The following is a 14731-nucleotide window of genomic DNA, read 5'->3' as shown; positions in this document are numbered from 1 at the left end:
TAGATGATATTGTTCCTTTTTGGAAAAAATGAATAACATATATTATAATTGCGAGAGACGTACTAAGCTTCCTTTTTGTTAAGCAAAGAGGAAATTTCATTAGAATGTATAGACAACTACTCGTGCATATATTAAGATGGAATTAGGCGAATAAGGTAATAATAACAAGTAGGTATTTCATGGGAAAGGATCGATGAAAATGAAAACGCAAGTTGTCATCAATGCCAAAATTTATACAGGTCAAGAAGTAGTAGAAAACGGATTTATTCGTTACGCAGAAACAATTAAAGAAATTGGTTTGATGGCTCAATATGTATCACAAGAAAATGAAACTGTTTTAGATGCGGCAGGGAAAATTGTGATTCCAGGTATGATTGATGTTCATATTCATGGTGGATACGATATTGATGCGATGGATGCAAATAGCGATGGGTTAGTAACTCTAGGGAAAGAAATGTTAAAAGAAGGAGTTACAACTTACTTCCCAACAACAATGACACAAGCTCCAGAAGCAATCGAAGCAGCACTACATGCTGCGAAGGAAGCGAAAGAAAAAGGAGCGCATTTCGAATATATTCACTTAGAAGGACCGTATGTTTCAAAAAAACGTGCGGGTGCACAACCACTTGAACATATTGTTCCTGCGAATATTGAACAATTTAAACAATGGCAGGAAGCAAGCGGAAATTTAATTAAATTAGTAACATATGCACCTGAAGAAGAAGGTGCGTTAGAGTTTGAGCAATATCTTACTGAAACTGGTGTTGTTGGCACAATGGGACATACCGATGCAATTGATGCGCAACTAAAAAATAGAAACATTACACATGCAACGCATTTATACAATCAAATGCGTGGATTACATCACCGTGAACCAGGAGTTGTTGGTCATGTGTTATTAAATCCAGATGTAATGGTTGAAGTAATTACAGATGGTATTCACATTCACCCGGATATGGTGAAATTAGCATATAAATTAAAAGGACCGAAAAAAGTAAGTGTTATTACTGATGCAATGCGTGCAAAAGGTCTTGAAGATGGATTATATGAGCTTGGCGGACAGCCAGTACATGTAAAAGATGGTAGTGCTCGATTAGAAGATGGAACGTTAGCTGGTAGTATTCTAAAAATGGATCAAGCTTTCCGAAATGTAATTGAATTTACAGGTTGTTCAATCGAAGATGCAGTACTAATGACATCAGTGAACCAAGCAGAAGAGTTTGGATTAAATAATAAAGGTGCATTAGCGGTAGGAAAAGATGCAGACTTTGTTGTGATGAATGAAGATTTACATGTATATGATACGGTTCGTTTAGGAATTCATATGAAGGAAGGGAAGTAATGAAATGAATATTCTTGTTGTAAAAACTCCAGAAGAACTAGCAGAAGCAGGTTATAAATTAATTGAAGAAGTTGTAAAAACAAAAGAAAATCCAACATTAGGAATGGCTACAGGAAGCTCTCCATTAGGTATTTATGCAGAAATGCGAAAAAATAAACTTGATACAAGCCGTGTAACCACTGTAAACTTAGATGAGTACGTAAATTTACCACATGAAGATAAAAACAGCTATCACTATTTCATGCAAGAACAGTTGTTTGATCATCTTCCATTTAAACAAACTTATGTACCAAACGGGATGGCAAGTGATTTAGAGGAAGAGTGCAAACGTTACGAGGGCATTCTAGCTGCTAACCCAGTTGACCTACAGATTCTTGGAATCGGTGAAAACGGTCACATCGGATTTAACGAACCAGGAACACCGTTTAATTCTCCAACAAACATTGTTGAATTAACAGAATCTACACGCCAAGCAAACCTTCGCTTCTTCGAAAAAGAAGAAGATGTGCCAACTCATGCAATTACAATGGGAATTGGAAGCATTATGAAAGCGAAACAAATTCTACTTGTTGCTATGGGTTCTAAAAAGGCAGAAGCTGTTAAAGAATTATTGCAAGGTGCATATAGTGAAGCGTGTCCTGCTACAGTTTTACAACGTCATCCGAATGTAACCGTAATCGCTGATCAAGAAGCTCTATCTTTATGCAGTGAGGCGATTGCTGATGAACATCGACAAGTATTCACCATTTCCGATCTATTATCAGATTCAAGAGTGGGTGAAACAGCTAATTGAGGACGGCGAATGGAAGCCGGGAGATAAAATCCCATCTGAGAATGAACTTTGCGATAAGTTCGAAGTGAGTCGTATGACAATCAGACAGGCGATTAATAATTTAGTGGAACAAGGTTATTTATATCGGAAACGTGGAATCGGTACGTTTGTCCAACTTCCGAAAGTGGAACAAAAACTGCAAGGAATGACAGGATTCACGGAAGATATGATTTCTCGTGGGATGAACCCAAGTAGTCAATTATTAAGTTTCCGCCTAGTTCCAGCTACTGTGAAAATAGCAGACCGGCTGAGAATACAGGAGGGAGAGTCGGTTTATGAAGTGAGGCGTATTCGCTTAGCTGACGATGAACCGATTGCTTTTGAGACGACATATTTGTCGCCAGCTCTTGTAAAAGATATTAACGAAGAAATATTGCAACAATCTTTATATGAACATTTAGAGAAAAAACTGGGCTTCAAACTTGTTAGCGCTACTCAATCAATTGAAGCTTCAATTGCAACGGATAATGAAGCGGAACATCTGCATATTCCTAAAAAGGCGCCAGTGCTTGTCATGCGTCAATGGTCATATTCAGAAGGTGAAGTACCGTTAGAGTATGTGAAATGTATTTATCGTGGAGATCGTTATAAGTTTATTACAAACATCGCACGTAACAAATAATATATTTCAGTTTGTGAAGTACAGTAAATGTCAAATTGTTTAACATGTAAAGAAAAAATACGACTCATCCTTACAAGGAGTGAGTCGTATTTTTATTATGAGCAATTACGTGGTTAACAGCATCTTTAACTGTATTTACTACATAGTGAGCGTGTTCTTTTACTGCGTCATCTGCTTGAGCCATAGCAAAACTGTGAGGAGTTAGAGCAAACATTGGAATATCATTATAAGAATCCCCTATGCAAGCAACTTCCTCTGGTTGTAATTGAAACTCTTTTAATAAAACAGAAATAGCAGAACCTTTACTAATATTAGGTGGCATTACATCTAAGCATTGTTCTGCTGAAATGAACGTACTAACTTTTCCATGAAATTTTTCATCAATTTTTTTCTGAAGGAGTTGTAAGCTCTCCTTTGTTCCACCGACAGAAATTTTATTCGGGAAAATTGTATCATCTATTTTCTGTAATAAATTTGGTTCTTCGACAGAAGTCATCGTTACGTGTTGCTCAAGTTCGTGAATAAACGGTGTTTTTTCTTCAATGTAGTAATTATGTTCATCACTAACATAACGGAAATAAGGATCTTCATTCGTCATGTGTAACAATTCAGGAAGAATGCTGGAATCAAAAGTTGCAGATAATAGCTGCTTATTTTCATTTGTATATACAAAAACACCATTAACACTAATGCGGTGAAAATTTGTATTTACAGCTTTCATTAAGTCTGCAATTTCATTATCAAGTCGGCCAGAAGCGAAACAAAGAATCACATTATGTTCAGCAAGACTACGAAGTGCTACAATATCCTGTTCGTCAATTAAACCTCCGTGTTGCATCATTGTACCGTCGATATCACTTACAAACATTTTAATCATGTTGTTATCTCCTTTCTATGTACAGTTGCTCTTACATTATACGCATCATATATAAACATGTCTAAAAAATGAATTTTTATGAAATGGTAGATGTTTTACATTGACGACAAAGAAGAATATTCTGTAACATAAAAGCAGGCTATTTAAGTACGAGGGTGGTGTTATATGAGTAATTATCTAGAAATTAAAAAAGTTTTAAATAATAATGTCATCATTGCTAGCCATCCTGAACATGAGGAAGTAGTAGTGATTGGTAAAGGAATTGGATTTGGGAAAAAAGCGAAAGATGTATTGGAGCAAGAACAAATTGAAAAAATGTTTGTTCTAAAAAATGAACGTGATCGTGAACAATACAAACTGCTAGTTCCGCATGTGAGTGAAAAATTAATTGAATTAATGAATGATATTATGTTCTATATTCAAGAAAAAGCAAAATCCCCATTGAATGAACATATTCATATCGCTTTAACAGATCATATTTCTTTTGCAATTAAGCGTTTAAAACAAGGGTTTACAATTGATAATCCTTTTTTAGTTGAAACGAAAATGCTCTATCCAGAGGAATATAAAATTGCTGAAGGTGTTGTAAACCTTTTAAATTCTCGTTTGCAAATTACATTGCCAGAAGGAGAAATCGGGTTTATTGCACTCCATATTTACAGTTCACTTACAAATTCAGATTTATCTTCAGTTAATCAAAACTCCCGTCTCATCGCACAGCTTGTATCTTTAATTGAGACGAACTTACAAATTACATTAGACCAAGAAAGTATTCACTATTTACGCCTTATTCGTCATCTTCAATATGCTATTGAGAGGGTGAAAAAAGGAGAAAAAGTAGAGGAATCGCAAAGTTTTGCTGATTTATTAAAGGCGGAATATCCTGTCTGTTATAATTTAGCTTGGAAGCTAGTTAAGGTTATGCAAAAAGAATTGCAACTTCCTGTTTATGAAGCAGAGAGTATATATTTAACGATGCACCTGCAGCGCTTAGTGAAGGCAGAGCATGTGTAAAATGACATATATTTTTGTCGAAAATGAAAACGTTAAAAAAAATCATTGAATCGCTTACAATAGTTATGTATAATAACTATTGCAAAGTTATACAAATTTCGACAAACACATTAAGGTATAAAACGAAAACGTTTGCCTTAATTATAGTGAACTTATACGTAAACCTATTTTTGACACGTGTTACTGATTCGATCAGGCATGAGTGGAGAAAAGTAAGGAATGTAAGCTAGAGAAAGGGATATACTACCCTTTGTATAGCTATCGTTCTATCTTTTTTTCCTCATGCCTTTTTGGCGTTTGTCGGAAGGTATCAATATAGATAAGAGAGGAAGGGTTTCCATGTTTAAGAAGATCTTTGGTGTTCTTCAAAAAGTCGGAAAAGCGCTTATGCTTCCAGTAGCGATTTTACCGGCAGCAGGTATTTTACTTGGATTTGGTAATGCATTTCAAAATCCACAGTTAACAAATGTTATTCCTGCTTTAAAAGCAGATTGGTTCGTAATGGTAGCAAAAATTATGGAACAATCTGGTGATATTATTTTCGCTAACCTTGCATTACTATTCGCAGTTGGGGTAGCAATTGGCTTAGCTGGTGGAGACGGAGTAGCTGGTTTAGCAGCATTCGTTGGCTACTTAATTATGAACAAAACGATGAGTGTGTTCTTAGAAGTAGATAAGCTAGTGAAAGTAACAAGTTCTGGAGCAGATCCAGTAAAAATTGGATTTACCGATCCAGCATATGCAAACGTATTAGGAATTCCAACGCTACAAACAGGAGTATTTGGTGGTATTATCGTCGGGATAGTAGCGGCATATTGTTATAATAAATACTTCAACATTGAATTACCATCATACTTAGGTTTCTTTGCAGGTAAGCGTTTCGTACCGATCGCAACTGCAACATTCTCTTTAATAGTAGGTATTATCATGTGCTTCGTTTGGCCATACATTCAAGGTGGCTTAAACACGTTCTCACATCAAATGATTGATGCAAATAGAACATTAGCAGCATTCATATTCGGTTTAATTGAACGTTCATTAATTCCATTTGGATTACATCACATTTTCTATTCACCGTTCTGGTTCGAATTCGGTCAGTATACAAATGCGGCTGGCGAATTAATTCGTGGTGACCAAAAAATCTTTATGGCACAGTTAAAAGACGGTGTAGAATTAACAGCAGGTACATTTACAACTGGTAAGTATCCGTTCATGATGTTCGGTCTTCCAGCAGCAGCTTTAGCAATGTACCATGAAGCACGCCCAGAAAATAAAAAATTAGCAGCTGGTATTTTAGGTTCTGCTGCATTAACATCTTTCTTAACAGGTATTACAGAGCCACTTGAATTTTCATTCTTATTCGTAGCACCAGTATTATTCGGAATTCACGCTGTATTCGCTGGTCTATCATTTATGACAATGCAAATTTTAGGTGTTAAAATTGGTATGACATTCTCTGGTGGTTTAATCGACTTCCTATTATTCGGTGTACTACCAGGCCGTACGGCATGGTGGTGGGTAATTATTGTTGGTCTTGTACTAGCGGTTATTTACTACTTCGGATTCCGATTTGCAATCCGTAAATGGGATTTAAAAACACCTGGCCGTGAAGTTGCAAATGCGAATGAAGGTGCAGGAAAAGCAGAAGCAGGTGAACTTCCTCGTGAAGTATTAGTAGCACTTGGTGGTAAAGAAAACATTGCTTCTTTAGACGCTTGTATTACTCGTTTACGTGTTCAAGTTAACGAACAAAAGAATGTAAATAAAGATCGCTTGAAAGAACTTGGAGCAGCTGGTGTACTTGAAGTTGGAAATAACATTCAAGCTATTTTTGGACCGAAATCTGACACATTAAAATCACAAATTCATGATATTATGTCAGGTCGTACACCTCATGTTGAAAAAGCAGAGCCTGTAAAAGTAGAAGAAGCTCCTCAAAAAGTTGATGAAAACGAAACAATCGTTTCACCAATTGAAGGGAAAATCCTACCTATTACAGAAGTGCCGGATCAAGTATTCTCAGGAAAAATGATGGGAGATGGATTTGCAATTGAGCCAACAGAAGGAACAGTAGTTTCTCCAGTTAACGGTGAAATTGTCAACGTATTCCCTACAAAGCATGCAATTGGTATTCAATCTGAAGGTGGAAAAGAAATTTTAATCCACTTCGGTATTGATACTGTAAAATTAAATGGTGAAGGTTTTGAAGCACTTGTAGCGCAAGGTGACAAAGTGAAACAAGGACAACCATTATTAAAAGTAGATCTTGCATTTGTAAAAGAAAATGCACCATCTATCATTACACCAATTGTATTTACGAATTTACAGCAAGGGCAGCAAGTCGAATTGAAAAAAGATGGAAATGTTAAGAAGGGCGAAAACGCTATTATTGACATTCAGTAGGAATTTGACGCAAAATGTTTATAATTATAATAGGTGATGTGGTTGACCGAACATCGCCTATTATATACAATAGATGATGTAGTACTCACGTCTATACAACTAAAAAAATACTGTAATTTAAAGGAGATAAATTATCATGGAAAAAATCTTTAAAGTAACTAGCGACTCAGGAATTCATGCTCGTCCAGCAACTCTACTTGTAAACACTGCAAGCAAATTTGGTTCTGACATTAACTTAGAGTATAACGGAAAGAACGTTAACTTAAAATCAATCATGGGCGTTATGTCTTTAGGTATTCAACAAGGCGCGGAAATTAAAATCACTGCAAATGGTGATGATGCAGCTCAAGCACTAGCAGCTATCGAAGAAACTATGAAAAACGAAGGATTAGGAGAATAATGACTCTTAACATTCAAGGGATCGCTGCATCAAGTGGGATTGCTATTGCAAAGGCTTTCAGACTTGAAAATCCTGAATTTAACATCGAAAAGAAATCAATTACAAACGAAGCTGCAGAAATTGCACGCTTAGAAGCTGCGCTTGAGAAAGCAAAAACAGAATTAGAAGCTATTAAAGACCACGCTTTTGCTGAGCTAGGTGCTGACAAAGCTGCGATCTTTGAAGCACATTTATTAGTGTTAAATGATCCAGAACTAGTAAACCCAGTAAAAGATAAAGTAAATAGTGAAAAAGTAAATGCTGAATTTGCAATGGATGAAGTTGCATCAATGTTTATTTCTATGTTTGAAAACATGGATAACGAATATATGAAAGAACGTGCTGCGGACATTCGTGACGTAACAAAACGTGTTCTTGCACATTTACTAGGCATTAACTTCTCAAATCCTGGTACAATTTCTGAAGAAGTAATCATTATTGCTGAAGATTTAACACCATCTGATACAGCTCAGTTAAACCGTAAGTATGCAAAAGGTTTTACAACTGATATCGGTGGACGTACATCTCACTCTGCAATTATGGCTCGCTCTATGGAAATTCCAGCTGTTGTTGGTACGAAAGTTGTTATGGAGAAAATCCAAAACGGCGATATCGTAATCATCGATGGTTTAGATGGAGAAGTAATTGTTAATCCATCAGAAGAAACTCTTCGCTCGTTTGAAGAAAAGAAAGCGAAATTTGAAGAGCAAAAAGCTGAATGGGCAAAATTAAAAGATCAAGCTACTGTAACAAGTGATGGACATCACGTTGAGCTTGTTGCAAATATCGGAACACCAAATGATGTACAAGGTATTATCGATAATGGCGGAGAAGGCGTTGGTTTATACCGTACAGAATTCTTATACATGGGCCGTGATAATCTTCCAACAGAAGAAGAGCAGTTCGAAGCGTATAAAGCAGTTCTTGAAGGTGTAAAAGAAGGTCAACCTGTTGTTGTTCGTACACTTGACATCGGTGGAGATAAAGAGCTTCCATACTTACATTTACCAAAAGAAATGAACCCATTCTTAGGATACCGTGCAATTCGCTTATGTCTTGATGAGCAAGATGTGTTCCGTACACAACTTCGTGCATTACTTCGTGCTAGCGTATACGGTAACTTAAAAATTATGTTCCCAATGATTGCAACTCTTGATGAGTTCCGTCAAGCGAAAGCAATCCTATTAGAAGAAAAAGCGAAACTTGTAGAAGCGGGTACAACTGTTTCTGATTCTATTGAAGTTGGTATGATGGTTGAAATCCCAGCTTCAGCAGTATTAGCAGATCAATTTGCAAAAGAAGTTGATTTCTTCTCTATCGGAACAAACGACTTAATTCAATACACAATGGCTGCAGACCGTATGAACGAACAAGTATCTTACTTATACCAACCATATAACCCATCTATTTTACGTCTTGTAAAAATGGTTATCGATGCTGCTCATAAAGAAGGCAAATGGGCTGGTATGTGTGGTGAGATGGCGGGAGATTCACTTGCGATCCCATTATTATTAGGATTAGGTTTAGATGAGTTCAGTATGAGTGCAACATCTATTCTTCCTGCAAGAACACAACTAAGCAAGTTGTCAAAAGCAGAAATGGAAACATTAGCAGAAAAAGCATTAATGATGTCAACTGCTGAAGAAGTTGTTGAACTAGTTAAAAGTATATAATCAATAAAAAAACCTGAGTCGATTTGAAATCGGTCTCAGGTTTTTTCTATGAGAAAAGTAAAACTTATTTTCTTACTTTTGAAGATAAGGAACAAAATTAGATAGCGATAGCAACGATATCAGCTGGGCATACACGTAAAATACCAGTAAAAGTATTTCGGTTTTGATTGTGCTTATCGTCTTTATTGTTATCTTTGTTATCTTTGTCATTGTTATTACGAGCTAAAGCAGAGAAAAGAGCAACACCGTTACAGAAACCTTCAAAAATTACATTGTTGAAAGATCCAACACCTTTAACGCTTAATAGAGAAAGCTCTGTTCCAACTGAAATGCTAGCAAGTACGTTACATACAGCTGGTTGTTGTGGTCTAACTACTTCTTTCTCTTTCTCTTTCTCATGATGTCTGCACTCTCTTTCATGATGATGACAGTCTCTAAAGTTATCACAGCATCCAAATGATCCAAACATAATCCTCATCACCCCCTTCACACTTATAATCTATGTAAGTTCGGTAGTGAGTGACTGGACAGAGAGTGGAATTTTTTCTAGGGGAATTTCTCATTTTAAAAGACTAGCTGGGTGTTTATTACGGAATGATGTTTAAAATAGGATAGATATCACAAAAAAGTGTAAAGACCACCGAAATGAATGAAATAGGTAGCCTTTACACTTTTTTGCTTTTATATAAAACGATGATATATACAGGAAGAGCTAACAGTAGCGGTACAATGGATCGTGCAGTATGTTTTTCTGATTCTAATTGGAATGCTTCTTCTTTTGGAAATTGTAAAACTGAAATATTTGCAGCATCGCCAATAAAATATAGAAGCAGTACAGTTACTATGTAACATAAAAGTGCAATAAAGCTTCCGTATGAACTCAATGAAAATCCCTCTCTTGTTATCTATTTGTTATCATTGTATCATAATTGTAACAAAAACACACGGTTATATTTCGATACTTTAACAAAATTCGACACGAAACGTCATTTATATGTATGCGAATAGCATGAAATTTACTGTTTTTTATGTGTGGATGTCGAATCATACATTTTAGTATTACGGATGTGTGACAGAATAAAAAAGAAACGAAGGTAATGAAATTACCTTCGTTTCTTTTTTATTCGTATGAAAGGGCAGTAAGACCCTCACACTGATTCAAGTTTCGCTTTATTATTTTGCCCATTCACTCACTTGTTCTACGCTCATTCGTGGTGCAGGATGGCCTTTTAAAGTGGATTCCCCAATTGTAATAAGCATAATTGGTACGTAGCGAGATGAAACATTGAATTCTTCTGTAAGTGCTTGTGGGTTGAAACCACCAATCGCACAAGTATCCCAGCCAGTCGCTTTAGCTGCAAGCATAAGTTGCATTGCTGCTAAAGATGCATTTGAAAAGGCTGCATCTCTTGGGAATTGCTCACGGGCATATGCAGACTCAATATTTTTAGCTAAGCGTTCTTTTGCTTCTTCTTTCATAAATCCTTGTTCTACAATTGGACCATAAACGGGTTCAACGTTTTTATAAGCTTCTAAATCACCTAAAATAGCGACTACAGCAGAAGCATCAAGAATTTGTTGTTGGTTATAAGCAATTGGATGTAATCGTTTCTGTACATCTTCACCTTGGAATACAAGGAATTTCCAATGCTGTAAATTCCAAGCGGAAGGTGCTTGGGCAGCTCCCTTTAAAATCTCGTGTAACTCTGTAGATGAAATTTCTTTCTCTGGGTTGAATGCACGTGTAGATGTGCGTTCATATAAAACATTAAAAAAGTTTTCGTTTGTCATTATATATCCTCCAAATTACATATCAAATTATGAAAAAAATACATGTAATATATTCTACTTACATTTTGTAAGTTATCGAATTTAAGAATATAATATCTTTATTTTAATTGTCAAGTTTTCAAGCGGAAGCTAGGGCATTCATACAAACGATACAATTCCTATAATCATACACTAAAAAAGGAATTTATAGAGTGAAAAAGCAAAGATAACATTCTCAATTAGCTTGTTAACATGTATCCCTCACTCATTAAAGTTTTTAGAGAACAGTTTTTTATAAAATGTTTGTGAGGAATTCTGTAGAACAAGATATATGAAGTGAGTGAAGACTAGTGATGAACATACTACATTTTTTATTAGAGAATACGGTTTTCCAAAATGTATTACAAGATCTTCAGTTAAATGTCCTTTATATAGAAAATGGATGCACACATCAACAAACGATAGAAAATATCCATCCAAAATGTATGTTTATAGCAAATAGTTTTGAAGAAGGAGAAGTATTATTTCAGAGGACTAAACCACATATTGTAATTATGTATGTAACAGATTTTTCTCAAATAAAATATATAAAGAATATGTATAATCCACAGAGTACATTTATTGTCATTTGGGATCAACAAATAACAAGCGAGTTTGCAGAGGTGCTTACGTTAGGAATACGTAATATTGTGATAGCCCCTGTGACTCCGCAAATGGTGTTAGAGGAAGTAAATAAAAGTTTATATCAGCTTTCTTTAGTGCGGCAAGTAAGTTTGCAACAAGAACTACTTCAAACGATGTTTGATTTTCGAAATGATCTATTATTTATAGTAGAAGACGATGAGATTGTTGATTGTAATACAAATTTTTTAGAGTTTTTCGGATATGAAAATTTGTTTGCTTATCGTGAGCAACATTTAGTATTTGCTGAACATCTTATTAGAGAAAATGGATACTATTCAACAACTCATGATATAACATGGTTAGATGATACATTATCATATGATAGAAGAATTAAGATGTCCAACTATGAAGGGGAAGTGTCAACTTTTTTATTGCGTGCGACACCATTGCCAGAAGATTTATCAAGATTTATTGTGAAGTGTACAGAGATTACCGAATTAGATGAAATCTATCAAGAACAAGAAAGACTTGCTATGATAGATTCGTTAACAGAGATTTATAATCGTTTGAAATTCCAACAAATACTCGAGGCAGAATGGGATAATGCGATGCGTAATAATGAAAACATAGCACTTATTTTATTTGATATAGATAATTTTAAAGCAGTAAATGACACGTATGGCCATGACTTTGGTGACTTAGCATTAATTGAGCTTGCAGAGCTCATGAAATCTAAAGTGGAGCAGCAACATGTATTTGCTAGGTGGGGAGGAGAAGAATTTATTATTTTAGTAACGAATACAGTAGAAAAAGAAGCATTTCAAGTTGCGGAATCATTACGATTTTTCATTGAAACAAAGCAATTCTCAGGAATTTCGAAATTAACAGCGAGCTTTGGAGTTGCATTATATGAAAAAGGGATTACAAGAGAAGAATTAATGCAACGAGCGGATATTGCATTATATGAAGCGAAAAAAAATGGAAAAAATCAAGTGTGTGTATATAGAAAAGAAAAAAAGTGATTTTTCGCAACAAATTGTTGCGATTTTTTTTTATTACTTGATAATAGAGTGTAGGGGGGATTTTGAACGAAGGAATTATGGAGGAACAAAATGATAAAAAAAATAATGATGATAGTTTCAATATGTGCTTTAGTTTGTGGAGGAGTATACTATTTTCTCTATAATTCTAATATAAAGGAAAATAAAGAATTAACAACTAAGGTGAATCCTGCTGTTGAATCAGAAGTACAAGAGAATATAGAAGAAGAAAAAGAAAAGCAAATTGATTACGCTAGCATATCTCAAAAATTAGATCAATATTTAGTCGGAAAGCAATTCAATGGAACAGTTTTGGTAACAGATAAAGAGCATGTTATATTGAATAAAGGATATGGGTATGCTGATGTTCAAAATAAAATAGAAAATACGCCTCACACAAAATATCGTATCGGTTCTATTACGAAAACAGTTGTGGCTACATCTATTTTACAACTGCAGGATCAAGGTAAGCTAAATATTCAAGATAATGTAAATAAATATATTCCTTCATTTCCGGAGAATAAAAATATTACGTTATATCATTTATTAACGCATACCTCTGGTTTACCTGAACACGCAAAAGGCAATGTTAATGCTGCTTCCCGTTTACAGTTAATTAATTGGATTGGACGTCAAAATTTAGAATTTCCTGCAGGAACAGGTTGGAGATATACAGATTATAATTATATGGTGCTTGCCTATATAATAGAACATATATCGAAAAAACCTTTAGGAGATTATATAAAAGAAAATATATTTGCAAAAGCAGATATGCATGAATCTGGTATGGGAAATATGGTACCTGGAGATAAAAATTTTACAAAGGGTTATGTGAAAAAAAATCAAGAGCTTGTACCAGCGCAGAAGGTAGGCATGGATTGGCTATATGGTTGTGGTGAGATGTATACGACAGTTGGAGATATGAAGAAATTAGACGAAGCAATTATAAATGGAAAACTTCTTTCTGAACAAAGTATACAAGCGATGTTTTCACCTTCACCAGAACGAAAATATGCATTTAGTTTTTACATATATCCGGATTATTTTCATAATCATGGTGTACTATCTGGTTGGAACACTTTCAATAATTTTAATAAAGAAAAAGGGACTTTTGTTATTTTATTTTCAAATGTGAAAAATAGTATGGATGATGACTTCAATAAAGATTTCCGAAAGATGGTAAGTGATTTATTAGAACAAAGGGGATGAGAAAATGAAACATAAAAATGTATCAATTGGTTTCATTGGTATTGGTGTAATGGGAAAAAGTATGGTGCGTCATTTCATGCAAGACGGTCATACAGTATATGTATATAATAGAACAAAATCGAAAACAGACTCTTTAGTACAAGATGGTGCAAATTGGTGTGATACACCGAAAGAGTTAGTAAAGCAAGTTGATGTTGTAATGACTATGGTTGGGTATCCACATGATGTAGAAGAAGTGTACTTTGGGATAGATGGAATTTTGGAGAATGCAAATGAAGGTACGATTGCAATTGATTTCACGACATCTACACCAACATTGGCAAAACGTATTAATGAAGCCGGTAAAAGTAAGAATGTATATACGTTAGATGCACCTGTATCTGGAGGAGACGTTGGTGCGAAAGAAGCAAGACTCGCAATTATGGTCGGTGGAGAGAAAGAAATATATGATAGATGTTTACCGTTATTTGAAAAACTAGGAACAAATATTCAGTTGCAAGGGCCTGCTGGAAGTGGACAACATACAAAAATGTGCAATCAAATTGCGATTGCTTCTAATATGATTGGAGTATGTGAAGCTGTTGCTTATGCAAAAAAGGCTGGATTAGATCCTGATAAAGTATTGGAGAGTATTTCAACGGGAGCAGCAGGTAGCTGGTCATTAAGTAATTTAGCTCCTCGAATGTTAAAGGAAGATTTTGAACCAGGTTTTTATGTAAAGCATTTTATGAAAGATATGAAGATCGCGTTAGATGAGGCTGAAAGATTACAATTACCAGTACCAGGTTTAAGTTTGGCGAAGGAATTGTATGAAGAGCTAATAAAAGATGGGGAAGAAAATAGCGGAACACAAGTGTTATACAAAAAATATGTAAGGGGGTAAATG

The 14731-nt window shown here is 35.1% G+C and carries 14 protein-coding genes; 10 read left to right on the top strand and 4 right to left on the bottom strand.

Annotated elements, in window-relative coordinates; all coding sequences use genetic code 11:
- The first annotated feature begins 199 nt into the window (after positions 1-199).
- Genes nagA through EGX95_RS19050 form a run of 3 tightly spaced genes read left to right on the top strand, consistent with a single transcriptional unit; the run spans position 200 to position 2796 of the window.
- Positions 200-1342, top strand: coding sequence for an N-acetylglucosamine-6-phosphate deacetylase (gene nagA, locus EGX95_RS19060; protein ID WP_001993693.1), 1143 nt, complete (start codon positions 200-202; stop codon positions 1340-1342).
- Between the two features lie 4 nt (positions 1343-1346).
- The gene (nagB, locus tag EGX95_RS19055) at positions 1347-2135 is read left to right on the top strand and encodes a glucosamine-6-phosphate deaminase (protein WP_001024206.1); all 789 of its coding nucleotides are present in this window, start codon (positions 1347-1349) and stop codon (positions 2133-2135) included.
- Positions 2065-2796 carry a GntR family transcriptional regulator gene (locus EGX95_RS19050; protein WP_012644586.1) on the top strand — a complete coding sequence of 244 codons (732 nt, stop codon included), beginning with the start codon at positions 2065-2067 and terminating at the stop codon, positions 2794-2796. The genes nagB and EGX95_RS19050 overlap by 71 nt, the downstream gene beginning before the upstream one ends.
- A 70-nt stretch (positions 2797-2866) precedes the next feature.
- Here the strand turns inward: EGX95_RS19050 and EGX95_RS19045 are convergent, their stop codons facing one another.
- Positions 2867-3673, bottom strand: coding sequence for a Cof-type HAD-IIB family hydrolase (locus EGX95_RS19045; RefSeq protein WP_000594229.1), 807 nt, complete (start codon positions 3671-3673; stop codon positions 2867-2869).
- Between the two features lie 165 nt (positions 3674-3838).
- Between EGX95_RS19045 and glcT the strand changes: the two genes are divergently transcribed.
- From glcT to ptsP, 4 genes are all read left to right on the top strand, one after another.
- Entirely contained in the window at positions 3839-4687 is an 849-nt protein-coding gene (gene glcT / locus EGX95_RS19040; RefSeq protein ID WP_000073863.1) for a glucose PTS transporter transcription antiterminator GlcT, read from the top strand.
- A 339-nt stretch (positions 4688-5026) separates the two neighbouring features.
- Positions 5027-7090 (top strand): PTS glucose transporter subunit IIABC, encoded by a 2064-nt coding sequence (gene ptsG, locus EGX95_RS19035; protein WP_000473192.1) that lies wholly within the window; start codon positions 5027-5029, stop codon positions 7088-7090.
- 136 nt (positions 7091-7226) lie between these two features.
- Positions 7227-7490: a phosphocarrier protein HPr gene (gene ptsH / locus EGX95_RS19030; protein WP_000411079.1), complete on the top strand. Its 264-nt coding sequence runs from the start codon at positions 7227-7229 to the stop codon at positions 7488-7490.
- Positions 7490-9202: a phosphoenolpyruvate--protein phosphotransferase gene (gene ptsP, locus EGX95_RS19025; RefSeq protein WP_000174221.1), complete on the top strand. Its 1713-nt coding sequence runs from the start codon at positions 7490-7492 to the stop codon at positions 9200-9202. Before ptsH ends, ptsP begins: the two co-directional genes overlap by 1 nt.
- Positions 9203-9299: 97 nt before the next feature.
- Here the strand turns inward: ptsP and EGX95_RS19020 are convergent, their stop codons facing one another.
- From EGX95_RS19020 to EGX95_RS19010, 3 genes are all read right to left on the bottom strand, one after another.
- Complete coding sequence (locus tag EGX95_RS19020; protein ID WP_000468014.1) at positions 9300-9671, bottom strand: DUF3915 family protein; 372 nt, start codon at positions 9669-9671, stop codon at positions 9300-9302.
- 196 nt (positions 9672-9867) lie between these two features.
- Positions 9868-10086, bottom strand: a complete 219-nt coding sequence (locus tag EGX95_RS19015; RefSeq protein ID WP_000100487.1) for a hypothetical protein — start codon at positions 10084-10086, stop codon at positions 9868-9870.
- Positions 10087-10375: 289 nt separating this feature from the next.
- Entirely contained in the window at positions 10376-10993 is a 618-nt protein-coding gene (locus EGX95_RS19010; RefSeq protein WP_000180604.1) for a nitroreductase family protein, read from the bottom strand.
- A 332-nt stretch (positions 10994-11325) separates the two neighbouring features.
- On the opposite strand from EGX95_RS19010, the gene EGX95_RS19005 reads away from it, so the two are divergent.
- From EGX95_RS19005 to EGX95_RS18995, 3 genes are all read left to right on the top strand, one after another.
- Complete coding sequence (locus tag EGX95_RS19005) at positions 11326-12618, top strand: GGDEF domain-containing protein (protein ID WP_001023204.1); 1293 nt, start codon at positions 11326-11328, stop codon at positions 12616-12618.
- Between the two features lie 90 nt (positions 12619-12708).
- Positions 12709-13845, top strand: a complete 1137-nt coding sequence (locus EGX95_RS19000) for a serine hydrolase (protein WP_000591947.1) — start codon at positions 12709-12711, stop codon at positions 13843-13845.
- A 4-nt stretch (positions 13846-13849) separates the two neighbouring features.
- Entirely contained in the window at positions 13850-14728 is an 879-nt protein-coding gene (locus EGX95_RS18995; protein WP_000681094.1) for an NAD(P)-dependent oxidoreductase, read from the top strand.
- Positions 14729-14731: the final 3 nt, after the last annotated feature.

Origin of the sequence: Bacillus sp. FDAARGOS_527 (assembly GCF_003812125.1) — a bacterium.
Taxonomy (GTDB): Bacteria; Bacillota; Bacilli; order Bacillales; family Bacillaceae_G; genus Bacillus_A; species Bacillus_A paranthracis.
Note: the sequence above shows the minus strand (reverse complement) of the source record. Positions and strands in the feature narration are given on the sequence as shown.

Bases quoted from the DNA above. Each gene is read 5' to 3' on its own strand.
- nagA (WP_001993693.1), top strand. From the start codon at position 200: ATGAAAACGCAAGTTGTCATCAATGCCAAAATTTATACAGGTCAAGAA.
- nagB (WP_001024206.1), top strand. From the start codon at position 1,347: ATGAATATTCTTGTTGTAAAAACTCCAGAAGAACTAGCAGAAGCAGGT.
- EGX95_RS19050 (WP_012644586.1), top strand. From the start codon at position 2,065: ATGAACATCGACAAGTATTCACCATTTCCGATCTATTATCAGATTCAA.
- EGX95_RS19045 (WP_000594229.1), bottom strand. From the start codon at position 3,673: ATGATTAAAATGTTTGTAAGTGATATCGACGGTACAATGATGCAACAC.
- glcT (WP_000073863.1), top strand. From the start codon at position 3,839: ATGAGTAATTATCTAGAAATTAAAAAAGTTTTAAATAATAATGTCATC.
- ptsG (WP_000473192.1), top strand. From the start codon at position 5,027: ATGTTTAAGAAGATCTTTGGTGTTCTTCAAAAAGTCGGAAAAGCGCTT.
- ptsH (WP_000411079.1), top strand. From the start codon at position 7,227: ATGGAAAAAATCTTTAAAGTAACTAGCGACTCAGGAATTCATGCTCGT.
- ptsP (WP_000174221.1), top strand. From the start codon at position 7,490: ATGACTCTTAACATTCAAGGGATCGCTGCATCAAGTGGGATTGCTATT.
- EGX95_RS19020 (WP_000468014.1), bottom strand. From the start codon at position 9,671: ATGTTTGGATCATTTGGATGCTGTGATAACTTTAGAGACTGTCATCAT.
- EGX95_RS19010 (WP_000180604.1), bottom strand. From the start codon at position 10,993: ATGACAAACGAAAACTTTTTTAATGTTTTATATGAACGCACATCTACA.
- EGX95_RS19005 (WP_001023204.1), top strand. From the start codon at position 11,326: ATGAACATACTACATTTTTTATTAGAGAATACGGTTTTCCAAAATGTA.
- EGX95_RS19000 (WP_000591947.1), top strand. From the start codon at position 12,709: ATGATAAAAAAAATAATGATGATAGTTTCAATATGTGCTTTAGTTTGT.
- EGX95_RS18995 (WP_000681094.1), top strand. From the start codon at position 13,850: ATGAAACATAAAAATGTATCAATTGGTTTCATTGGTATTGGTGTAATG.